Source organism: Accumulibacter sp. (assembly GCF_016789985.1).
Lineage (GTDB): Bacteria > Pseudomonadota > Gammaproteobacteria > Burkholderiales > Rhodocyclaceae > Accumulibacter.
Genome location: NZ_JAEUOL010000230.1, coordinates 1 through 21,063 on the forward strand (window position 1 = coordinate 1; position 21,063 = coordinate 21,063).

The 21,063-nt window shown below is 62.4% G+C and carries 19 protein-coding genes and 1 pseudogene; 12 read left to right on the forward strand and 8 right to left on the reverse strand.

Annotated features, from left to right (window positions below):
• Positions 1 to 12 precede the first annotated feature (12 nt).
• Positions 13 to 1,344, forward strand: a complete 1,332-nt coding sequence (gene hslU / locus JNK99_RS13110) for an ATP-dependent protease ATPase subunit HslU (protein WP_291853878.1) — start codon at positions 13 to 15, stop codon at positions 1,342 to 1,344.
• Between the two features lie 23 nt (positions 1,345 to 1,367).
• Here the strand turns inward: hslU and JNK99_RS13115 are convergent, their stop codons facing one another.
• The 3 genes from JNK99_RS13115 to JNK99_RS13125 are packed head-to-tail and all read right to left on the reverse strand — an operon-like array spanning position 1,368 to position 3,901.
• Complete coding sequence (locus JNK99_RS13115; RefSeq protein WP_291853842.1) at positions 1,368 to 1,796, reverse strand: universal stress protein; 429 nt, start codon at positions 1,794 to 1,796, stop codon at positions 1,368 to 1,370.
• Positions 1,793 to 2,536 (reverse strand): TerC family protein, encoded by a 744-nt coding sequence (locus JNK99_RS13120; RefSeq protein WP_291853844.1) that lies wholly within the window; start codon positions 2,534 to 2,536, stop codon positions 1,793 to 1,795. The genes JNK99_RS13115 and JNK99_RS13120 overlap by 4 nt, the downstream gene beginning before the upstream one ends.
• Before the next feature lie 15 nt (positions 2,537 to 2,551).
• Entirely contained in the window at positions 2,552 to 3,901 is a 1,350-nt protein-coding gene (locus JNK99_RS13125; protein WP_291853847.1) for a serine/threonine-protein kinase, read from the reverse strand.
• A 177-nt stretch (positions 3,902 to 4,078) separates the two neighbouring features.
• Here JNK99_RS13125 and grpE point away from each other — a divergent pair, with 177 nt between their 5' ends.
• The 4 genes from grpE to JNK99_RS13145 all read left to right on the forward strand — a co-directional run bounded on the left by grpE (position 4,079) and on the right by JNK99_RS13145 (position 9,149).
• Positions 4,079 to 4,639: a nucleotide exchange factor GrpE gene (gene grpE / locus JNK99_RS13130; protein ID WP_291853849.1), complete on the forward strand. Its 561-nt coding sequence runs from the start codon at positions 4,079 to 4,081 to the stop codon at positions 4,637 to 4,639.
• Positions 4,640 to 4,735: 96 nt separating this feature from the next.
• Positions 4,736 to 6,652: a molecular chaperone DnaK gene (gene dnaK, locus JNK99_RS13135; RefSeq protein WP_291853879.1), complete on the forward strand. Its 1,917-nt coding sequence runs from the start codon at positions 4,736 to 4,738 to the stop codon at positions 6,650 to 6,652.
• Between the two features lie 66 nt (positions 6,653 to 6,718).
• A complete protein-coding gene (gene dnaJ, locus JNK99_RS13140) occupies positions 6,719 to 7,840 on the forward strand; it encodes a molecular chaperone DnaJ (RefSeq protein ID WP_291853850.1) in 1,122 nt (373 codons plus the stop codon).
• 166 nt (positions 7,841 to 8,006) lie between these two features.
• Positions 8,007 to 9,149 (forward strand): ABC transporter substrate-binding protein, encoded by a 1,143-nt coding sequence (locus JNK99_RS13145; protein WP_291853852.1) that lies wholly within the window; start codon positions 8,007 to 8,009, stop codon positions 9,147 to 9,149.
• A gap of 33 nt (positions 9,150 to 9,182) precedes the next feature.
• On the opposite strand, the gene cysS is transcribed toward JNK99_RS13145, so the two are convergent.
• Entirely contained in the window at positions 9,183 to 10,556 is a 1,374-nt protein-coding gene (gene cysS, locus JNK99_RS13150) for a cysteine--tRNA ligase (protein ID WP_291853854.1), read from the reverse strand.
• Positions 10,557 to 10,683: 127 nt separating this feature from the next.
• Between cysS and JNK99_RS13155 the strand changes: the two genes are divergently transcribed.
• From JNK99_RS13155 to recQ, 5 genes are all read left to right on the forward strand, one after another.
• Positions 10,684 to 11,646, forward strand: a complete 963-nt coding sequence (locus JNK99_RS13155) for a tetratricopeptide repeat protein (RefSeq protein WP_291853856.1) — start codon at positions 10,684 to 10,686, stop codon at positions 11,644 to 11,646.
• Between the two features lie 96 nt (positions 11,647 to 11,742).
• Positions 11,743 to 12,315, forward strand: a complete 573-nt coding sequence (locus JNK99_RS13160) for a peptidylprolyl isomerase (RefSeq protein ID WP_291853859.1) — start codon at positions 11,743 to 11,745, stop codon at positions 12,313 to 12,315.
• Positions 12,312 to 12,803: a peptidylprolyl isomerase gene (locus JNK99_RS13165; protein ID WP_291853861.1), complete on the forward strand. Its 492-nt coding sequence runs from the start codon at positions 12,312 to 12,314 to the stop codon at positions 12,801 to 12,803. The genes JNK99_RS13160 and JNK99_RS13165 overlap by 4 nt, the downstream gene beginning before the upstream one ends.
• 21 nt (positions 12,804 to 12,824) lie before the next feature.
• On the forward strand, positions 12,825 to 13,562 hold the full coding sequence (locus JNK99_RS13170) for a UDP-2,3-diacylglucosamine diphosphatase (protein WP_291853863.1): 738 nt from the start codon (positions 12,825 to 12,827) through the stop codon (positions 13,560 to 13,562).
• 99 nt (positions 13,563 to 13,661) lie between these two features.
• Positions 13,662 to 15,479 (forward strand): DNA helicase RecQ, encoded by a 1,818-nt coding sequence (gene recQ / locus JNK99_RS13175; RefSeq protein ID WP_291853866.1) that lies wholly within the window; start codon positions 13,662 to 13,664, stop codon positions 15,477 to 15,479.
• On the opposite strand, the gene JNK99_RS13180 is transcribed toward recQ, so the two are convergent.
• Entirely contained in the window at positions 15,437 to 16,957 is a 1,521-nt protein-coding gene (locus tag JNK99_RS13180; protein WP_291853867.1) for an FMN-binding glutamate synthase family protein, read from the reverse strand. The genes recQ and JNK99_RS13180 overlap by 43 nt on opposite strands.
• Before the next feature lie 58 nt (positions 16,958 to 17,015).
• Between JNK99_RS13180 and nadC the strand changes: the two genes are divergently transcribed.
• Together nadC and JNK99_RS13190 are read left to right on the forward strand one after the other, a co-directional pair.
• Positions 17,016 to 17,873 (forward strand): carboxylating nicotinate-nucleotide diphosphorylase, encoded by an 858-nt coding sequence (gene nadC, locus JNK99_RS13185; RefSeq protein ID WP_291853868.1) that lies wholly within the window; start codon positions 17,016 to 17,018, stop codon positions 17,871 to 17,873.
• Positions 17,874 to 18,054: 181 nt separating this feature from the next.
• Positions 18,055 to 18,192, forward strand: coding sequence for a hypothetical protein (locus JNK99_RS13190; protein ID WP_186408841.1), 138 nt, complete (start codon positions 18,055 to 18,057; stop codon positions 18,190 to 18,192).
• A 65-nt stretch (positions 18,193 to 18,257) separates the two neighbouring features.
• Here JNK99_RS13190 and thrC read toward each other — a convergent pair whose 3' ends face one another.
• The 3 genes and pseudogenes from thrC to JNK99_RS13205 all read right to left on the reverse strand — a co-directional run.
• Positions 18,258 to 19,742 carry a threonine synthase gene (gene thrC / locus JNK99_RS13195; protein ID WP_291853873.1) on the reverse strand — a complete coding sequence of 495 codons (1,485 nt, stop codon included), beginning with the start codon at positions 19,740 to 19,742 and terminating at the stop codon, positions 18,258 to 18,260.
• Between the two features lie 101 nt (positions 19,743 to 19,843).
• Positions 19,844 to 20,569 carry a GGDEF domain-containing protein gene (locus JNK99_RS13200; protein ID WP_291853875.1) on the reverse strand — a complete coding sequence of 242 codons (726 nt, stop codon included), beginning with the start codon at positions 20,567 to 20,569 and terminating at the stop codon, positions 19,844 to 19,846.
• Positions 20,570 to 20,680: 111 nt separating this feature from the next.
• A pseudogene (locus JNK99_RS13205) lies at positions 20,681 to 21,063 on the reverse strand (hypothetical protein); the annotation flags it as partial.

Here is a 21,063-nt window from a genome sequence, read left to right on the forward strand (position 1 = left end):
GCTGGAGTAATCATGTCGTCCATGACGCCGCAGGAAATCGTTCACGAACTCGACAAACACATCGTCGGTCAGGGCAAGGCGAAGAAAGCGGTGGCCATCGCGCTGCGTAACCGCTGGCGGCGCGCCCAGGTGGCCGAGCCGTTGCGCCAGGAGATCACCCCGAAGAACATTCTGATGATCGGGCCGACCGGCGTCGGCAAGACGGAAATTGCGCGTCGCCTGGCGCGGCTGGCCAACGCGCCGTTCATCAAGATCGAGGCCACCAAGTTTACCGAAGTCGGCTATGTCGGGCGTGACGTCGAGACGATCATCCGGGATCTGGTCGAGATCGCCGTCAAGAGCGGTCGCGAGCAGGCGATGAAGGGCGTTCGGGCGCGTGCCGAAGACGCTGCCGAGGAGCGCCTGCTCGATGCGCTGCTGCCGCCGGCGCGCGCCAGTTTTTACAATGATGTGCAGTCGACCGAGGACGGTGCGACCCGGCAGAAATTCCGCAAGAAGCTGCGCGAGGGGGGGCTCGACGACAAGGAGGTCGAGGTGGACGTCGCCGTTCCGTCGATGCAGGCCGAGATCTTCGCGCCGCCGGGGATGGAGGAACTGACCGCGCAGATTCAGGGCATGTTCCAGAACATGAGCGGCGGTCGCAAAAAGTCGCGCAAGCTGAAGATCTGCGAGGCGCGTCGCCTGCTGATCGATGAGGAAGCGGCCAAACTGGTCAATGACGAGGAGGTCAAGCTTGATGCGGTGCGCAACGTCGAGCAGAACGGCATCGTCTTCCTCGACGAAATCGACAAGATCGCCTCGCGCAGCGACACGCACGGTGTCGACGTGTCGCGTCAGGGGGTGCAGCGCGATCTGTTGCCGCTGGTCGAAGGGACGACCGTGTCGACCAAGTACGGCATGATCCGCACCGACCACATCCTGTTCATCGCCAGCGGCGCTTTCCACCTGGCCAGACCGTCGGACCTGATTCCCGAGCTGCAGGGCCGGCTGCCGATTCGCGTCGAACTCGATTCGCTGTCGGTGGCCGACTTCGAGTGCATCCTGACGCAGACCGACGCCTGCCTGACCAAGCAGTATCAGGCGCTGCTCGCCACCGAAGGGGTCGAACTCGAGTTCGCCGATGACGGCATCCGGCGTCTCGCCGAGATCGCCTGGTCGGTCAACGAGCGGACCGAGAACATCGGGGCGCGCCGCCTTTATACGGTAATGGAACGGCTGCTCGAAGAGGTCTCGTTTTCGGCCGGCAAGGGACATGGCGAACGGCTTGCCGTCGACGCCTCATACGTCGATAGCCGCCTCGCCGAACTGGCCCACAACGAGGACCTCTCGCGCTACGTCCTGTGAACGGATGACGGAGGTGGTCGGGCCTACTTGACGATCACCACCGGCAGGTCGGTTAGGTGCACCACCCGTTGCGTCACCGAGCCGAGGAGGAGGCCGCTCACCGTTCCCAGGCCACGCGCGCCCATGACGATCTGCGTGCAGCCATGTTCGCGGGCGAAATCGACGATCGTCGGGGCCGGTTCTCCGATCAGGATATGCTGGCTATAAGCGATTCCCGCTGTCTCCAGTCTGGCGCGTGCGCTTGCCAGGTTCGCATCGCCGGTTTCGCGATGGTAATCCTGGACGATGCTGCTGCTGACAAAACGCGTAATGTCGGACGGCAAGGCGTGTTGCACATTGACCAGCAGGATTTTCAACGGAACGGCGCTGGCGAGGGATTCGCGCACGACGTGATCCACCGCGCGCAAGGCCGCTGCTGACCCGTCAACGGCGAGCAACCACCATGGCTTCATTGCGCACTTCCTCCCTGGGTCGGTGTTGTCCTGGCCGGCGTCAGGTCGATGCTGGCCGCGGCGGCACGCTTCCGGCTGGCCAGCCACTTGCCGACGGTGACCACCAGGAGTGCACCAAGCCCGGACGCAAGGTAGGCGCCATACGGTACGGCGTCGCGCCAGGAGGCAGGCAATGCCGGGTCGGTGACCAGCATGCCGCCGCCGATCCAGCCGAGCAGGGCGCCGCCCGCCGTGATGACGACCGGGAAACGATCCATCAGGGCCAACACCAGTTTGCTGCCCCAGACGACGATCGGGATGGAGACGGCGATGCCGAAAACGACGAGAATGATCGATCCATGCGCCGCCCCGGCGACGGCAATGACGTTGTCCACGCTCATCACCGCATCGGCGACGATGATCGTCTTGATCGCGCCGAGCAGCGTACTGCTGCCCTGAACATTGCCATGTGCGTCCTCGTTCTCGGGCAGGATCAGCTTGACACCGATCCAGAGCAGCAGCAGCGCGCCGACGATCTTCAGGTAGGGGATGGCGAGTAGCTGCAGGGCGAAGTAGATCAGCAAGATGCGCAGGCCGATCGCCCCGAAGACCCCCCAGAAAATCCCCTTGTTGCGCTGCGCTTCGGGCAGCTTGCGGCAGGCAAGGGCAATCACCACGGCATTGTCGCCACCCAGCAGGATGTCGATCGCGATGATCTGCAAGACCGAGATCCAGAAGCTTGCCGAGGTCAGATCGGGCATTTCAGGGGTCCGTTCTCAAAGCAGTTGAAGGGGTGGCGAGAGACCCGCCACGTAAGCCGAGGAACTGCCCTGAACGGCTGCCTGACCGAGGGTGGCGAGAACCTTGTTTGCTTCGCGCAGCCGGCCGAGGACCTTGATCAGCAGGACCTTGTGGAAGCGCTCGCGCACTTCGTCCGAACTCAGGTCCAGGGCGGCGCTGTTGATTTCCAGGAAGCGTGTCGGTTCCAGGGTGACCACGGTGGCTTGCCGCCGGGTATCGGTCGGGTGGAGGAAGGCCATTTCGCCCACCACTTCGCCCGAACCGAGCCGGCAGATCACCCGTGCGTTGCACGACACCTCGACAAAGCCATCAACCACGACTCCGAACTTGCGGTGACTGTCGCCTTCGCGGATCAGCGTCACCTTTTCCGAGAGTTCCCGCCAGACGCTGATGCGCAGCACTTCCCAGAGTTCGATGTCCTCGAATTCGGCAAAGAAATCAACCTTGCGCAGGCTTTCGAAGTGGCTCAGATCCTGTTGCGTCTGATCCTCTTCCTGCATCTGGTAGCGCACGGCCGACAGATCCTTGGCGAACTCGGCACCGTTTCGATAGCGACTGTAGAGGTCTTTCTCGAGCGCCTTCCTGATGATCGGATCGAGGCCGGCGGGCAAATTCGGGTTGAGCGCGCAGACCGAAGGCGTGTCCATGTTGACGATCTTATACACCAGGGTCGCCGGATTGTTGGCGCGGAAAGGCAGGCGACCGGTCAGCAACTGGAACAGCAGAACGCCCAGCGAATAGAGGTCGGTCTTGTGGTTGAGCGGGTAGTTCTTGACCTGTTCCGGAGACATGTAGGCTGGTGAGCCAACGCCCATGACGAAGGTCGAGTCCTGGTTCGTGTCCTTCCCCAGATTGAGACCGAGGCCGAAGTCGGTGATCTTGGGATTGTCCTGTGCGTCGATCAGGATGTTGGCCGGCTTGATGTCGCGATGGACGATGCCCTGATGAAAGGCGTGGTCGAGCGCCAGGCAGCACTTGAAGATGATGCCGATGACCCGGTGCATGGGCAGCAGCCGGTTGATCGCACAGAACTTGTCGAGCGCCGAGCCATCGACGTACTCCATCACCAGATACGCCCGCTCGGCTTCGACCACCGCATCGTAGATCCTGACGATGTTCTGATGATTGAGGCGTCGGCCGATCGAGTCCTCGGTCTGGAACAGCTTGCGCAGACGCCGCGACATCGCTGCGTTGTCCTCGCCGAAGCGGATCAGCTTGATGGCGACGAGTCGGTCGAGGTCGGGATCTCTGGCCAGATAAACGACGGCGGTCGCACCCTTGCCCAGGGAGCGAACGATCTCGTACTTTCCGATCTTCTCCAGCATACCGCTCCCGGATTCCAACGACGGCCAGCAAAAACCGGAATGCTAGCAGCAGAAGCATCTTCCGGATCAAAAATTATGCGTACAGATCGATCTGGCGGCACATCGGATCGACCACAGAAGGCTTGAAATCGATCAACCTGCCCCCAGCTTCGGGACGTTTTAAGGAGATCCCCATCTATGCAGACCAACGAGACCGTATCCGATGAAGCGTCTGTGGCGGCAGACGCCCCTGACGACCGCCAGGCACCCGCCGAGGGAACCCCGCCAGAAGACAGGACCGCAGCTCTTGAAGAGGCGTTGCGGCAGGCGCTACTGAAGGCCGACGAGCAGCGGGACGCCTGGCTGCGCGCCAGGGCGGAAACCGAGAACGTTCGCCGGCGCGCACAGGAAGACATAGCGAAGGCTGCGAAGTTCGCGATCGAACGTTTCGCGCGTGAGCTGCTGGTGGTCAAGGACAGCCTCGAAGCTGGGCTGGCCAGCGAAAACGTCACTGCCGAAAGTATCCGGTCGGGTACCGAGCTGACGCTCAGACAACTGGTCGCCGCCTTCGGGAAATCCGCGCTGACCGAGGTGAATCCGCTGGGCGAGAAGTTCGATCCGAACCGACATCAGGCGATCAGCGTGGTCGAGACCGACCAGGAGCCCAATACAGTGGTTGAGGTGCTGCAAAAGGGCTATCTGCTGGCCGACCGGGTGTTGCGCCCGGCGCTGGTGATTGTTGCCAAGGGAACAACTTGAAATCGGCCGGCTGATCCCCAGTTACGGATCAGTATCGAGCATTCCGATTTCAAGTGAATGTCAAGACAAAACAACGAGATATTGAAAGGATTGAAAATGGGCAAGATCATCGGCATCGACCTTGGGACGACCAACTCCTGTGTCGCCGTGATGGAGAACGGCAAGCCGAAAGTGATTGAGAATTCCGAGGGCGCCAGGACCACGCCGTCCATCGTTGCTTATGCGGAAGACGGTGAGGTGCTCTGCGGTGCGCCGGCCAAGCGTCAGGCGGTCACCAATCCGAAAAACACCTTGTATGCCATCAAGCGGCTGATTGGCCGCCGTTTCGAAGAGAAGGAGGTGCAGAAGGATATTTCCCTGATGCCGTTCAAGATTCTCAAGGCTGACAATGGCGATGCCTGGGTCGAGGTTCGTGGCAAGAAGATTGCTCCGCCGCAGGTGTCGGCCGAGGTGCTGCGCAAGATGAAAAAGACCGCCGAGGACTATCTTGGCGAGGACGTGACCGAGGCGGTGATCACCGTGCCGGCCTACTTCAACGATAGCCAGCGTCAGGCCACCAAGGACGCCGGGCGGATTGCCGGCCTCGAGGTGAAACGCATCATCAACGAGCCGACTGCGGCCGCCCTGGCTTTCGGCATGGACAAGAAACAGGGAGACAAGAAGATCGCCGTCTATGATCTGGGGGGCGGAACCTTCGATATTTCGATCATCGAGATCGCCGAGGTCGAAGGCGAGCACCAGTTCGAGGTGTTGTCGACCAACGGTGATACCTTCCTTGGTGGCGAGGATTTCGACCAGCGACTGATCGACTACATCATCGACGAGTTCAAGAAGGAGTCGGGGGTCAATCTGAAGTCCGATGTGCTTGCCCTGCAACGCCTCAAGGACGCTGCCGAAAAAGCCAAGATCGAACTCTCGTCCGGCCAGCAGACCGAGATCAACCTGCCGTATATCACTGCTGACTCCTCCGGACCCAAGCACCTGACGCTGAAGATCACACGCGCCAAGTTCGAATCCCTGGTTGATGAACTGGTCGAGCGGACCATCGAGCCGTGCCGCATCGCGCTGAAGGACGCCGGCTGCCGGATTGGCGACATCGACGATGTCATCCTGGTGGGTGGCCAGTCCCGGATGCCCAAGGTGCAGGAGAAAGTCAAGGAATTTTTTGGCCGCGAACCGCGGCGCGACGTCAACCCGGACGAAGCTGTGGCGGTCGGTGCGGCGATTCAGGGCGGGGTACTGCAGGGTGAGGTCAAGGATGTTCTCCTGCTCGACGTGACTCCACTGTCGCTCGGTATCGAGACCCTGGGTGGGGTGATGACCAAACTGATCAAGAAGAACACCACCATCCCGACCAAGGCGCAGCAGGTCTTCTCGACGGCTGACGACAATCAGTCCGCGGTGACCATTCATGTGTTGCAGGGCGAGCGGGAAATGGCGGCGGGCAACAAGAGCCTCGGCCAGTTCAACCTGTCGGATATCCCGCCGGCCCCGCGTGGCATGCCGCAGATCGAGGTCACCTTCGATATCGACGCCAACGGCATTCTGCATGTCTCGGCCAAGGACAAGGCCACCGGAAAGGAAAACAAGATCAAGATCCAGGCTTCGTCGGGGCTCAGTGAAGCGGAAGTGCAGCGCATGGTCCACGACGCGGAGTTGCACGCAGAAGAGGACCGCAAGGCGCACGAACTGGCTGAAACGCGCAACCAGTGCGACGCCATGATCCACACGGTCAAGAAGTCGCTCGCCGAGTATGGCAAGGAACTTTCCGACGGTGAGAAGGCCGCCATCGAAAAATCCATGAAGGAGGCCGAAGAGGCCATTCGCGGCAATGACCTCGAAGCAATCAAGGCGAAGACCGAGGCGCTCGGTACGGCGGCGCAGAAGCTCGGTGAGAAGATGTACGCCAAGCAGCAGGAACAGGCTGGTGGGGCAGGGTCTGCCGGTGAGGCGAAGAAGGACGACAGCGACGTGGTCGATGCCGAATTCACCGAAGTCAAAGACAAGAAGTAGGCATTCGCCTGAAGGGCGGGGCGTATAATCGCGCCTCGCTCTGCCCCTGAAAGTGTTCGAGATCCGATGGCTAAACGCGACTTTTACGACATTCTCGGCGTCAATCGTGACGCTTCCGATGACGACATCAAGAGGGCCTACCGCCGACTGGCCATGAAGTACCATCCGGATCGCAATCCGGACAACCCCAAGGCCGAGGAACATTTCAAGGAAGTCAAGGAAGCCTACGAGATTCTCGCCGACTCCGACAAGCGTGCGGCTTATGACCAGTATGGTCACGCTGGTGTGGATCCGCAGGCGGGAATGGGCGCCGCTGGTGCAGGTGGTTTTTCCGATGCCTTTGGCGGCATTTTCGACGAGATATTCGGTGGGCGGCGCGGCGGAGGCCGATCCAATGTGTATCGTGGTGCTGATCTGCGCTACAACCTCGAGGTCACCCTCGAACAAGCAGCGTTCGGTACCGAGACCAAGATCCGGATTCCGACCATGGAGGCCTGCGAGGTCTGTCATGGCAGTGGTGCCAAGGCGGGGACGCAACCGAAAACCTGCCCGACCTGCCAGGGCAGCGGACAGGTTCGCCTGCAGCAGGGCTTCTTCTCGATCCAGCAGACCTGTCCCAAATGTCACGGAACCGGGCGTTACATTGCCGATCCGTGTGCTGCCTGCCATGGGGCAGGGCGCGTCAAGCAACACAAGACGCTGGCGGTCAAGATTCCGGCGGGAGTCGACGAGGGCGACCGGATTCGCCTCTCGGGCGAAGGCGAACATGGTGTCAACGGTGGTCCGGCCGGCGACCTCTACGTACAGATTCACCTCAAGGCGCATGCGGTCTTCCAGCGCGAACAGAACGACCTGCACTGCGAGATGCCGATCAGCTTCACGACCGCGGCGCTCGGCGGCGAGATCGACATACCCACCCTCGACGGTGCGGCCAAGATCCGGGTGCCAGCGGAGACTCAGTCAGGCAAGGTATTTCGGCTGCGCGGCAAGGGGATCAAGGGAGTGCGCAGCAGCGCGCACGGTGACCTCCTCTGCCACGTCGTGGTCGAGACACCGGTTCATCTCACCGAGCGGCAGAAGGAGTTGCTGCGCGAGCTCGAGGAGTCAAGCCGCGAGAATTCCGGTCACCACAATCCGCGCGCCAAGTCCTGGATGGATCGGGTGCGCGATTTTTTCGCTGCCACATGAAACAAGGCTGTCGTCGCGCCGTGGCGCGGTGAATCCTTTGGCTGTCCCGCGAATCACGACAAAGTCGTCTGTGTAAGGGCAGTGTCAGCTTGGGTCGCCATCCTCGGCGGGTGCTGGAAGTGCTCGGCGGTCGATTGCGACCGGCACGAAACGCGAGGAGGACGGCATGGGGCTTGTCAAAGCGCTGCTGTTGGGTGTCTTGAGCTGGATCGGCTGTGTTGCTGCGGGCGAGGTGGGTATCACCGACAAGAGCATCCTGATTGGCATGACTGCTCCGTTTTCAGGTCCCAGCGGGCCGTACGGACTGGACATGAAGATGGTGATCAACGCCTATTTTCGTCAGGTCAACGAGGCGGGTGGAATCCACGGCCGCCGCATCGAGTTGCGGGCGCTCGATGACGGATACGAAACCGAGCGGACCTTGACCAACACGAGGACCCTGATTGCTCAGGACCAGGTCTTCGCCTTGCTTGCCTCGTACGGATCGAGTCCCACAACGGCGGCCATGAACGAGGTTTTCGGGGTTGCCAAGGTGCCTCTGGTGGGGACGATATCGGGCGCCGAGTCGCTCCGCCAGTCGCCACGCGAGAATCCGAACAATCGTTACATGTTCAATGTGCGTGCCAGTTATGCTAACGAGACCGAAGCGATAGTCAACCAGCTCACCTCACTGGGTTTCAAGAACATTGCCGTTTTCTACCAGAATGACGGCTTTGGCCGGTCTGGCCTGGAGGGTGTGGCCGCCGCGCTGAAGAAGCACAATCAGGTACCGTCGGCGGTGGCTACGGTCGAGCGGAACTCGTTCGACGTCGGCCCGGCGGTGCAGACGATCGCCAAGGTCAACCCGCAAGCAGTGATCATGGTGACCCTGTACAAGGCGAGCGCCGCCTTCGTACGCGAGATGAGGAAAGCCAGGCAGAATCCGCAGTTCATGACGCTTTCGCCGGTCGGTGCCGACCTGTTGGTACAGGAACTTGGCGACGAGGCGCGAGGCATCGGGATTTCACAAGTGATGCCCTACCCGTGGAACGACACCATCCCCCTGGTGCACGAGTACCAGAAGTTGCTGGGCAAGCAGGCCAAGCCTTCCTACTACGGCGTCGAAGCGTATGCCATGGCCAAGGTTCTGGTCGATGCGATTCGCAAGTCGGGCAAGGATCTGACGCGTGAAAAGCTGGTGGCCAGCCTGGAAAGCATGCAGAACCACGACCTGGGCGGCTACCGCATCAGCTACTCGCCCAGCGATCGACTGGGCTCGCGTTTCGTCGATCTGACGGTCATCGGCAGTGGGGGCCGCGTGTTGCGCTAGGCGGTACCTGCCGGGGCCGGGGACTGGTCGCGATCAGGCGCGTCGCCAGTTCGTGCCCTGGGCACCGTCCTCGAGCACCACGCCGGCGCTCAGCAGTTCGGCACGGATGCGGTCGGCTGCGGCAAAGTCCTTGCGTTTCTTGGCCGTCATGCGTTCGTTGATGAGCAATTCGATGCTCGCGGCGGACATCTCTCCACCACTCGCCGGTGTCGCCTGCAGGAAGGCCTGCGGCTCACGGCCAAGCAGACCCAGCAAGGCACCCAGTCCGCGCAACTGGCCGGCAAGCGCGGTCGACTTGCTGCGATTGAGTTCGGCTGCCAGGTCGAACAGCACCGCACAGGCCTCCGGCGTGTTGAAATCGTCGTTCATCGCCTCGGCAAAGCGCATCGCATGCGGCTCATCCCAGTCCACCGCTGCGGCCGATGATGGTGCCGACTTGAGCGCCGTGTAGAGTCTGGACAGCGCCTGTCGGGCATCGTCGAGATGAGTGTCCGAATAGTTGAGCGGGCTTCGATAGTGGGCGCGCAAAATGAAGAAGCGCAGCACCTCGGCATCGTAGTTCCTGAGGATTTGGCGGATCGTGAAGAAGTTGCCCAGCGACTTGGACATTTTCTCGTCATCGATCCGGACGAAACCATTGTGCATCCAGTAGTTGACGAAACGTTTGCCGTGTGCTCCTTCGGACTGGGCAATCTCGTTTTCGTGATGCGGGAACTGCAGGTCCTGGCCGCCACCGTGAATGTCGAAGTGTGGGCCGAGCAGGTGCGAACTCATCGCCGAGCACTCGATGTGCCAGCCAGGGCGGCCCTCGCCCCAAGGCGAAGCCCAGCACGGTTCGCCTTCCCGGGCGTGCTTCCAGAGCACGAAGTCGAGCGGATCCTCCTTCGATGCGTCCACGTCGACCCGCTCGCCGGCACGCAGATCGTCTAGCGATTTCCCGGAGAGCCTGCCGTAACCGGGAAACTTGCGCACCGAGAAGTTCACATCGCCGGCAGCCGCCTGATAGGCCAGGCCATTGTGTTCCAGTTGCCGGATCAGTTCGAGCATCTGCGGCACGTGCTCGGTCGCCTTCGGCTCATGGTCGGGCTTTTCAACGCCCAGGGCTGCAGCGTCCTCATCCATGAAGCGGATGAAACGCGCCGTCAGTTCACTGATGCGCTCATTGTTCTCGCTGGCACGCTTGATGATCTTGTCGTCGATATCAGTGATGTTCCGGACGTAGCAGACCTCCAGGCCAATTGCCCGCAGCCAGCGCTGGACCATGTCGAAGACGACCAGAACACGGGCGTGGCCGAGGTGACAGTAGTCGTAGACAGTCATTCCGCAGACATACATGCGGACGCTGCCCGGGTTGATCGGTACGAAATCCTGCTTTTCTCTGGCCAGCGAGTTGTAGATCTTGAGCATTTTCGGGCTTGCGCGAGTGCGCCGCGGAAGGTGGACGCCGGCGGACATTTTGGATTGGCCGCACTTCTTGTTAGAATCGGTCGGTTCAGTGATCTTCAACCACGTCCCGACCAAGTATACCATAACGATGCGTTCGAGCTTTTCGCCGGCTTTTCCCACTTTGCTTGTCGTCTGGGCTCTGGGCTGTACCGCCTCGCTGGCGGTGGCGGACAATCTGTCGGATGCGCAGCACCTGTTGAAACAGGGACAGCCTGTGCCGGCGCTCGAAAAGGTTGAAGCCCACCTGGCGGGTAAGCCGGCCGACGCGCAGGGGCGTTTCACCAAGGGTCTGATCCTGACCGAGATGGGGCGCTGGGCGGATGCAATGACCGTCTTCAGCAAGCTGATCGAAGATTATCCCGAGTTGCCCGAACCCTACAACAACCTCGCCGTTCTTTACGCCGAGCAGAAGCAGTACGACAAGGCGCGTACTGCGCTCGAGATGGCGATCCGCATTCAGCCGGACTATGCAACGGCCTACGAAAACCTCGGCGACATCCATGCCCGACTGGCCATTCAGGCCTATGACAAGGCGCTGCAGCTTGATCCGGGAAAAAAGCCTGCACAGCTCAAGCTGTCCAAGCTGCGCGACCTGGCCGGCAGTGCTCTGGGCAAGGCGGCTACCACGGCCAGCGGGCTGACGGTGCGAGAAGGCGGAGCCGCCGTCAGCCCGCTGGCCGCTTCCCAGGAGAAGCCGTCGGTGGCCCCGGCTGGCGATGAGGCCGAGATCGGCAGGCTCGTCCAGGGTTGGGCCAGAGCGTGGTCGCGCAAGGACGCCAAGGCCTACTTTGCCTACTATGCCGCCGACTTTCGCACGCCACGGGGAATGACGCGCAACGCGTGGGAAGAAGCACGCACGCGACCGATGCGCAAACCCGGCAAACTGCTGGTCGAGGTCGAAGACATCAGGGTGTCCCTGGCTGACGGGCAGGCGACGGTTCGCTTCAGGCAGCGCTTCTCGTCGCCGGCCTTGACCTCCACGGTCGGCAAGGTCATGGTTCTGGTCAAATCCGGGGGGCGTTGGCTGATCCAGCAGGAGCGCGTCGCCTGACTTTGACGCGACGCTGCTCGTCTGGCGCTGGTTCCGTACCGTCGAATCATGGAATCATGGCGGTGGCTTGACAATCATTTGCGAAGGAGTTTGCTGATGTACAGAAAGATGGTCCTGGTCCTGCTTGTCGGGATGCTGCTGTCACTGACCGCAGTGGCCGCGCCGAGCGTCGAGATGCAGACCAGCATGGGCCGCATCGTCATCGAACTCGATTCCGAGAGGGCACCGAAGACCGTTCAAAACTTCGTGCAGTACGTTAACGAAGGTTTTTACAACGGCACGGTATTTCACCGCGTCATTCCGGGCTTCATGATTCAGGGTGGCGGCTTCACGGTGGAGATGGAGCAGAAGCCGGCGCCAAGAAAGGTCGAGAACGAGGCGCGCAACGGCCTGCGCAACGACCGTGGCACGATTGCCATGGCACGCACCGCAGATCCGCATTCGGCGAGTGCGCAGTTCTTCATCAACCACCGCGATAACGCCGCACTCAATTACCCGGCGTCCGATGGCTGGGGTTACGCAGTGTTCGGCAAGGTCACGCAAGGTCTGGACGTGGTGGACAAGATCGCCAGGGTAACGACCGGAAACCGCTCGATGCACCAGAATGTTCCACTCGAACCGGTCATTATTCAGTCGGTCAAGATCATCCCCGAGAAAGGAAAACCATGATCAAACTGCACACCAACTTCGGTGTCATCGGCATTGAAGTGGATGCCGAGAAGGCGCCCGTATCGGCCCGGAATTTCCTCGACTACGTGGCGGCCGGTCACTACGACAATACCATTTTCCATCGCGTGATCCCGGGCTTCATGGTGCAGGGCGGTGGTTTCGAGCCGGGCATGAAGCAGAAAGGGTGCCGGGCGCCGATCAAGAACGAGGCGGACAACGGCCTCAGGAATGATGCCTATACGGTAGCGATGGCGCGTACGCAGGACCCCCACTCGGCGACCGCGCAGTTCTTCATCAACGTGGTGAGCAATGACTTCCTCAATTTTCGCGCGCCGAATGCACAGGGCTGGGGCTACTGCGTTTTCGGCAAGGTGGTCGAGGGTACCGACGTGGTTGACCGGATCAAGGCCGTACGTACCGGCAGTTCCGGGTTCCACAGCGACGTACCGGTCGAGGACGTCCTGATCGAACGGGCGGAAGTCTGCTGATCCCTGCACCGGAAAAGCGACTTGCGTCCGATCCTGTTCATCTCCGATCTCCACCTGACGCCGCAGGCACCGGGCGTCACCCGGATTCTGCTCGATTTCCTTGGTGGCCGCGCGCGCCAGGCCGAGCAACTGTTCATTCTCGGCGACCTCTTCGAGGCTTGGCCGGGGGATGATTGTCTCGATGATCCGGACGACGTGTTCTGCGCGGAGATCGTTCGTGCGCTACATGAACTGGTGACAGCGGGGGTGGCACTGGCGGTCATGCACGGCAATCGCGACTTCCTGATTGGCGAACGCTTCGCGCGCGCCAGCGGTGCGCGCCTGCTGCCCGATCCCTGCGTCCTCTCGCTGCCAACCTGGCAGTTCGTGCTCACCCATGGCGATGTGCTGTGCACCGACGACCAAGAGTATCAGACGTTTCGTGCGCTCGCCCGGCGCCCCGAATGGCAGGTGGCTTTTCTTGCCAGACCGCTGGCCGAGCGCCGGCAGATCGCCGCCGCGCTCCGCCAGAAGAGCGAATCGGCCAAGCGTGACAAGGCGGACTACCTGATGGATGTCAATCCGGCGGCAACCGACGATTTTCTGCGTACGCACGGCTACGCCAGCCTGATTCATGGTCACACGCATCGTCCGGCAACCCATGATCACATCGTCGACGGAATCCATGTCGAGCGCTGGGTATTGGCGGACTGGCGGGAAACGCAGGGGGAATGCCTGTGCTGGGACGGCGACCATCTGGTGCGCGAGAGTTTGTGCTGAGTGCCCCTGTCTTGCCTGTCTCTCCTCTGCTGAGATTGCCGCCTGGCGGTTCGCTCGTCGGCCACTGCCTTGGCGGCTGACCCGGTCAGTGCAGTCGCCATGACTTCGCCTGCCCTCGACATCCTGCGTCGGATTTTCGGCTATCCTTGTTTCCGCGGTCAGCAGGCGGCGATCGTTGAGCAGCTTGTCGCCGGCGGCGACGCCTTGGTCTTGATGCCTACCGGCGGCGGGAAATCCCTTTGCTATCAGATTCCGGCTCTTCTGCGACCGGGTGTCGGGGTGGTCGTGTCACCCCTGATCGCTCTCATGCAGGACCAGGTGGACGCCCTGCGACAAGCTGGCATCAACGCTGCCTTCCTCAATTCGTCACAGGATTTCAGGTCGCTGGTCGATACCGAACGGCGCCTGATGACCGGCGAGCTGGAACTGATCTATGTTGCGCCCGAGCGCTTGCTCGGCGACCGTTTCGTCGGGCTGATCGAAGAACTGGTGGCGCGGCAGCGGGTGGCGCTGTTCGCGATTGATGAAGCGCATTGCGTCTCGCAATGGGGGCACGATTTCCGGCCGGAGTACCTGCAGCTCGGCGAGCTGCAGCAGCGCTTTCCCGGGGTACCGCGCATCGCGCTGACGGCGACCGCCGACCAGTTGACGCGGCAGGAAATCATCACCCGTTTGCGGCTCGAGGAAGCACGCCTGTTCGTCGCCAGTTTCGACCGGCCGAACATCCGCTACCTGATCGTCGAGCGTGACAACCCGCGCAAGCAACTGTTGGCCTTTCTCGGCAACCATCGCGGCGAGGCGGGCATCGTCTATTGCCTGTCGCGGCGCAAGGTGGACGAAACCGCGGCCTGGCTGACGGCACAGGGCATTGCCGCCTTGCCCTACCACGCAGGGCTGGCGGCGGGCGACCGCCAACTGCACCAGCAACGTTTTCTGCGTGAGGATGGGCTGGTCATGGTGGCGACCATTGCCTTCGGAATGGGCATAGACAAACCGGACGTACGTTTCGTCGCCCATCTTGACTTGCCGAAGAGCCTCGAGGCCTATTACCAGGAAACCGGACGGGCTGGGCGCGATGGCGATGCCGCGGAAGCATGGATGACCTATGGTCTCAACGACGTGGTCATCCACCGCCAGATGATCGAGGACTCGTCGGCTCCCGCGGAGCAGAAGCGCGTCGAACGGCAGAAGCTCGACAGCATGCTGGCCTACTGCGAAGCCGCGGGCTGCCGTCGTGTTCTGCTGCTCAACCATTTCGGCGAAGACACCGTGCCTTGCGGCAATTGCGACGTCTGCCTCGATCCTCCGCTGGTCTGGGACGGAACCGTGGCAGCCCAGAAAGTGCTGTCGGCAGCCCTGCGCACCGGCCAGCGTTTCGGTGCCGGCCACCTGATCGACATCCTGCGCGGCAAGGCAACCGACAAGGTGAAGCAGTTTGGCCATGATCGCCTGCCGACCTTCGGGGTGGGTACGGAGATCGACGAGCTGGGCTGGCGGTCGGTGTTTCGCCAGTTGCTCGCCGCCGGTGTTATCGAGGCCGATGCCCAGGCCTACGGAGCGCTCAAGCTGACCGATAGTGCGCGGCCGATTCTCAAGGGCGAAGTCGGTCTCAAGTTGCGCCGCAGAATCGATCGGCCGCAGGCGAGGGACACCAGGAGCAAGGTCGTGGCCGGCAGCGGCGGGCGCCCGCGCGCCAACGATTCGCCCCTGGTCGCCCGCTTGCGCCAATGGCGGAGCGACAAGGCGCGCGAGCAGGGCGTCCCGGCCTACGTCATCCTGCACGATCGGGCTTTGCAGGAGATCGCCGCCCTGCTGCCCGATTCGCCGTCGGGGCTGCTCGCCGTGCCGGGGATCGGCCTAGCCAAGGCGCAGCGCTATGGCGACGAACTGCTGGCCCTGATCGCGGCCAGGGCCTGACCTCGGGGGCTGGCCTCGGGGTAGGGATGGAGACCGTCGAGCGGGACGCTCTGTCCGTTGGGCTGGACGATACGTACATGCTGGCGCTGCAGGTCGCGGGCGTGCGGCAGACCGCAGGAGTGGGCGATCATCTCGACCTCCCGGTTCATGTTGCGACAGTACGACGCCACCCGTTCCGCCTTGTCGGCCACGACCAAGCCGCGTTGCAGGCGCGGGTCGTGCGTGGTGACCCCGGTTGGGCAGCTGTTGGCGTGGCAGCGCAAAGCCTGGATGCAGCCAAGCGAAAACATGAAACCGCGCGCCGGGTTGATGAAATCGGCCCCCGCGGCGAGTGCCCAGGCGACGCGGGCCGGGGTGACCAGTTTGCCGGCGGCAATCAGCCGAATCCGCTGCCTGAGGCCGCTGGCGATCAGGGCATCGGCGACCAGAGGCAGCGCTTCATCGATCGACAGCGCCATGTGGTCAGCCAGCGCCTGTGGGGCGGCACCGCTGCCACCCTCGCCGCCATCGATGGTCAGGAAGTCGGGAGCGGCCTGCAGACCGCGTCGCGCGACCGCAGCGGTCAACTGATCCATGAAGCCGCGGCCGCCAATCGCCGTCTTGATGCCCACCGGTTTGCCGGTGATTGCACGCACATGCTCGACCCGGTCGAGCAGTTGGTCGATGTTGGCGATGTCGGGGTGCCGATTCGGGCTCAGCGAGTCCTCGCCCGGCGGAATACCCCTGATCTCGGCGATTTCGGGCGTCACCTTCTTGCCCAGCAGAACGCCCCCCTTGCCCGGTTTGGCCCCCTGCGACAGCTTGATCTCGAAAGCCCGCACCGTTTCGTGCGCCGCCAGTTCGCGCAGGCGCTGATCCGAGAGCTGTCCGTTGGCGTCACGCACGCCGTATTTCGCCGTGCCGATCTGGAAAATGATGTCGCAGCCGCCCTCAAGGTGATGTGGCGACAGGCCTCCCTCGCCGGTGTCCAGCCAGCAGCCGGCCGCTGCCGCACCACGCGACAGTGCTTGCACTGCCGGCCTGGAAATGGCTCCGAAACTCATTGCGCTGATGTTCACCAGCGACCGGCCGACAAAGGGGGTCGAACAGTAAGCCTCGCCGATCACCAGCGCCGGTGTCGGTCGCTGTTCCTCCTCGAGTACCGGGAAAGGCGCATTGGCGAACACCAGCGCCCCCGCTTCATGCAGGCGGTAGGTGGAGCCAAAACCGATGATGCCGCCCTCGTTTTTCGCCATGCGGTATACCCAGCTGCGGGTCGCCCGGTCAAACGGCATCTCGTCCCGGTCACCGAGGAAGAAATACTGCCGGAAGTACTCGCCCAGGCTCTCGAAAAAGTAGCGCAGATGGCCAACCAGCGGAAAATTCCGCAGCACGGCATGCTTTTCCTGCGTGACATCCTGAACGTAGAGGTAGGCCAGGCCACCAACAAACGACAGGGCGAGCAGCACCCCCAGGGTAACCAGCAGCAGATCGAGCATTCGCCCCTCCCAATGGTGTTAGAATCCGTCGGTTCGCTCCTAGTGTACGAGAATTGTCATGAGCTTTGCAGCCCTGCTCGAGAGGCAGATCGAGCGTGATGTCGAGGCCGCGCTGACGGAGGATGTCGGCAGCGGTGATCTCACCGCGCAACTGGTTCCTGCAGACAGTTCCGGTCGTGCCAGGGTCATCGCTCGGGAGAATGCCATCCTCTGCGGCCGCGCCTGGTTCGAGCACTGCTTCCGGCGGCTCGATCCGGCGCTTGCCATCACCTGGCAGGCACACGATGGCGAGCGCATCGTGGCCGACCAGGTGCTGTGCGAGCTGGCGGGCCCGGCGCGCGCTCTGCTCACCGGTGAGCGCAGCGCGCTCAACTTTCTGCAGCTACTGTCCGGGGTTGCCACCAAGACCCGGCAATACGCCGATCTGATTGCCGGTACGCAGGCGCAGGTGGTGGACACCCGCAAGACGATTCCCGGGCTGCGCCTGGCACAAAAATACGCCGTCCGGTGCGGCGGCGGTGGCAATCATCGGCTTGGTCTTTACGATGGCATCCTGATCAAGGAAAACCACATTCTCGCCGCCGGCAGCATTGCCGGTGCGCTTGCCGCGGCGCAACGGATTGCCGGGGCAGCGCGTGGCGAATGTCAGTTCGTCCAGATCGAAGTGGAGAACTTGGACGAGCTGCAACAAGCGCTCGCCAGCGGCGCGGAAATGATCCTGCTCGACAACATGAGCCTGGAACAGCTACGCGCTGCGGTGGTCATGACCGCAGGTCGTGCGCTGCTGGAAGCCTCGGGCAACGTCAGTATCGAAACTGTGCGGGCGATTGCCGAGACCGGCGTGGACCGGATCTCGATCGGTGGATTGACCAAGGATGTCCGCGCTCTGGATCTGTCGATGCGTTTCCAGGTTTAGACCGCCACCGTCAGCGCACAAATGTGAGTGACTGCAGGCGCGGAGCCTGCGGTCCGGTGGTTGGGGGGTGACCGGTGGCGGGAATGGCGGCGCGAGCAAGTAGCAAGTATAATCCCGGCCCCAGCGATACGAAGCAGGCGGAGTGTTGTGGCCTGTGCACGAATAGAGAGAGGGTGGTCTGATGCTATTTGCGCTGTTCTACGTGCTGGCGATTACGATTCTGATCATGCATTTCACGGGCTTCCTGGCGCGCCACAATCTCGAGTGGCTGGTCCTGCTGCTTGCCGCGGCGGTCTTTCCAGCGGTGATCTACTTGTAGAAAGCGTCGCCCGGCGTGTGCCCTCCGGCTTATGCTGCGTGCAGGGTGCCGGATGTGGCTGACCGTCAGCCTGCGTGCCGTTCGATGAACTGCTTGACCGCATCGACGCTGGCGTCCATCACCGCCACCCGCTGCGGCAAGTTCTCGATTCCTTCCAGCGCTGCCGGTCGCTCGGGTTTTCGGCCAAGCGCCTCGATCATCGTTGCCTCGAACTTCGCCGGCAAGGCGGTCTCGAGAACCACCATCGGCATGTCCGGAGTGCGCAGCTCACTGCCGACCTTGAGCCCGTCGGCGGTATGCGTATCGATCAGCAGGCCATGCTGCTGATAGGTTCGGCGGATCGTTGCCAGGCGATCGGCATGCGTGCTGCGCCCGGAAACGAAACCAAACTCCGGCAGGCGGGCCAAGTACGGTGTTGCCGAGAGGTCAAAGCTGCGTCCGGCATCGATTCCGGACCACAAACGACGGATGACGGCCGGGTCGCGCCCAACCAGATCGAAGATGAAGCGCTCGAAGTTCGAGGCCTTCGAAATGTCCATTGAAGGGCTGGATGTGGCAGCGGTTTCGGCGGTATTCCGCGGGCGGTAGACCCCGGTGCGGAAAAACTCGTCGAGGACATCGTTTTCGTTGGTCGCCAGCACTAGGCGGCCAATCGGCAGCCCCATCATGCGTGCGATGTGGCCGGCACAGATGTTGCCGAAGTTGCCGGAAGGGACGGCAAACGCGACCTGCTGCTCGTTGTCGCCCTGTACACCACCGGTCGCCGCGAAATAGCCCTTGAAATAGTAGACGACCTGGGCTGCGATGCGCGCCCAGTTGATCGAGTTGACCGCACCGATCTTGTAGCGCGTCTTGAAAGCGAGGTCGTTGGACACTGCCTTGACGATGTCCTGGGCGTTGTCGAACATGCCGCGCACCGCGATGTTGTAGATGTTGGCATCCTGCAGCGAGTACATCTGTGCGCGCTGGAAAGCGCTCATCCGCTCATGTGGCGAGAGCATGAAGACGCGCACCCCCCGCTTGCCGCGCATTGCGTACTCGGCCGACGAGCCGGTATCTCCCGAGGTGGCCCCCAGGATGTTGATTTCTTCTCCCCGGCGAGCCAGGACATACTCGAACAGGTTGCCGAGCAACTGCATGGCCATGTCCTTGAAAGCCAGGGTCGGGCCGTTGGACAGTTCGAGGATCGCCAGTCCACCTTCGCCACTTGGCGGATCAGGTCTTGCAAGCCAGCGCAGCGGTGTAATCTCGCCGGCTTCGGCGCTGACGCGCCCGTTGCCATAGATCTTCGCGGTGTAGGTCCTGTTGACCAGCGTTTGCAGGTCTGCCGCCGGAATGTCGTCAATGAAACGGGAGAGCACGGCGTACGCCAGATCGGCATACGATAGAGTGCGCCACTGCGCGAGTTCGGCCTGGCCGACCTGAGGGTAGGTCACCGGGAGGTAAAGACCACCGTCCGGCGCCAGGCCGCCGAGAAGAATCTCGGTAAAGCCTGGGCCGGATGAAACAGGAGTGTCGGGGGCGTGACCGCGAGTCGAGAGATAGCGCATGGCGATGACCGTAAGGGGGGCGGGGAGGTGGCTGCGAGACCGCAGTCTACCACGCCCGCAGCCGTCCGCCGGCGGCCCCTGGCAGGTCGGCGTGCCTTGTCTCAGCCCCGGACGACGCGATTCTTGCCGGCGCGCTTGGCAGCATAGGTGGCGGTGTCGGCGCGCCGCATCGACTGTTCCAGCGATTCGCCGGCTGCCTGCACGACGACGCCGGCGCTGAAGGTGAGGACAACGTCGCTGTCCGGCACGGTACAGGTCGCGAGCTGCCGCTGAAAACGGGAGATCGCCGCTGCCGCCTCGTGAAGGGCGGTATCCGGCAGCAGCAGGACGAACTCCTCGCCGCCGAAGCGGCCGAGAATGTCCGACGGGCGCAAGGCGGTACGCAGAACGGTGACCAGATGGACCAGCGCCTGGTCGCCCACCTGATGTCCAAAAGTGTCGTTCAGGCGCTTGAAGTCATCGAGATCAATCAGCGCCAGCGCGAGATGGCTGTGATTCCGGCGTGCGCGCGCCACTTCCCGCTGGTAAGCCTGATCAAAGCCACGGCGATTCAGCGCGCCGGTCAGCGTGTCGGTAAGAGCGGCGGCACGTGCTTCGTCCAATGCCCGTTCGAGGTCGGCGATCCGTGTCTCGGCTGCCAGCAGCGCCAGCAGTGCCGCCTGGGGTTCGAGCACGGCCTGGCGGCGGCTGCGCGCGTGCTGCGTCAGGCAGTCCACCGGCGCCTGGGCCATTACCGCGCCGGCGGCCAAAGCCGGACGCCGATGCAGGCGGCGGGAGGCAGCGCGGGAGGAGTACACCGGGGCCAGGGGGTCATGCTTGAAGATCATTGCTCACTCCGTTGCAGAAGTCGGTCAGGGTGGATCATGCCCTGAGCAACGGCCGATCGCCGGAAATCTTGAGACTTATTTCACAAAAATATTGTAATATATTGGTTTTGTTCATAAAATATTTTCACTCCGATGTGCGGAGCGGCTCGCTGTGGCGAGCGAGTGGAGCAGGACGAGGACGAAGTGGAGTATTCCCAGCAGTGCTGGCCATATCCCGCCGATCAGTCCCAATCCCAGAAGGAAGCCTCCGGAGACGAAGAGGAGCGTGCGCAGAGCTCCCCCGCAGCGGAGCGCCGCGTGCAGCCGGTCGCGTCGCGGCGTACGCTTGCCGCGCAGGAGCCAGACCGGGAGCAATTGGGTCAGGGCACCGGTGACCAATGGCAGGAGGCAGGCAACGACGAAAGCCGATACTGCGTCGCGGCCGTCGAGTGTTCCCAGGCCATGCGCGGCACCCAGGCCGGCAAGCAGCAGGAAACCAAACAGCGCTCCGCTCA

Excerpts from the sequence above, each read along its gene's own strand:
- grpE (WP_291853849.1), top strand. The coding sequence starts at position 4,079 with ATGCAGACCAACGAGACCGTATCCGATGAAGCGTCTGTGGCGGCAGAC.
- JNK99_RS13160 (WP_291853859.1), top strand. The coding sequence starts at position 11,743 with ATGTACAGAAAGATGGTCCTGGTCCTGCTTGTCGGGATGCTGCTGTCA.
- recQ (WP_291853866.1), top strand. The coding sequence starts at position 13,662 with ATGACTTCGCCTGCCCTCGACATCCTGCGTCGGATTTTCGGCTATCCT.
- dnaJ (WP_291853850.1), top strand. The coding sequence starts at position 6,719 with ATGGCTAAACGCGACTTTTACGACATTCTCGGCGTCAATCGTGACGCT.
- JNK99_RS13200 (WP_291853875.1), bottom strand. The coding sequence starts at position 20,569 with ATGATCTTCAAGCATGACCCCCTGGCCCCGGTGTACTCCTCCCGCGCT.
- JNK99_RS13120 (WP_291853844.1), bottom strand. The coding sequence starts at position 2,536 with ATGCCCGATCTGACCTCGGCAAGCTTCTGGATCTCGGTCTTGCAGATC.
- JNK99_RS13115 (WP_291853842.1), bottom strand. The coding sequence starts at position 1,796 with ATGAAGCCATGGTGGTTGCTCGCCGTTGACGGGTCAGCAGCGGCCTTG.
- JNK99_RS13180 (WP_291853867.1), bottom strand. The coding sequence starts at position 16,957 with ATGCTCGATCTGCTGCTGGTTACCCTGGGGGTGCTGCTCGCCCTGTCG.
- cysS (WP_291853854.1), bottom strand. The coding sequence starts at position 10,556 with ATGCTCAAGATCTACAACTCGCTGGCCAGAGAAAAGCAGGATTTCGTA.
- dnaK (WP_291853879.1), top strand. The coding sequence starts at position 4,736 with ATGGGCAAGATCATCGGCATCGACCTTGGGACGACCAACTCCTGTGTC.
- thrC (WP_291853873.1), bottom strand. The coding sequence starts at position 19,742 with ATGCGCTATCTCTCGACTCGCGGTCACGCCCCCGACACTCCTGTTTCA.
- JNK99_RS13125 (WP_291853847.1), bottom strand. The coding sequence starts at position 3,901 with ATGCTGGAGAAGATCGGAAAGTACGAGATCGTTCGCTCCCTGGGCAAG.
- hslU (WP_291853878.1), top strand. The coding sequence starts at position 13 with ATGTCGTCCATGACGCCGCAGGAAATCGTTCACGAACTCGACAAACAC.
- JNK99_RS13145 (WP_291853852.1), top strand. The coding sequence starts at position 8,007 with ATGGGGCTTGTCAAAGCGCTGCTGTTGGGTGTCTTGAGCTGGATCGGC.
- nadC (WP_291853868.1), top strand. The coding sequence starts at position 17,016 with ATGAGCTTTGCAGCCCTGCTCGAGAGGCAGATCGAGCGTGATGTCGAG.
- JNK99_RS13155 (WP_291853856.1), top strand. The coding sequence starts at position 10,684 with ATGCGTTCGAGCTTTTCGCCGGCTTTTCCCACTTTGCTTGTCGTCTGG.
- JNK99_RS13165 (WP_291853861.1), top strand. The coding sequence starts at position 12,312 with ATGATCAAACTGCACACCAACTTCGGTGTCATCGGCATTGAAGTGGAT.
- JNK99_RS13190 (WP_186408841.1), top strand. The coding sequence starts at position 18,055 with ATGCTATTTGCGCTGTTCTACGTGCTGGCGATTACGATTCTGATCATG.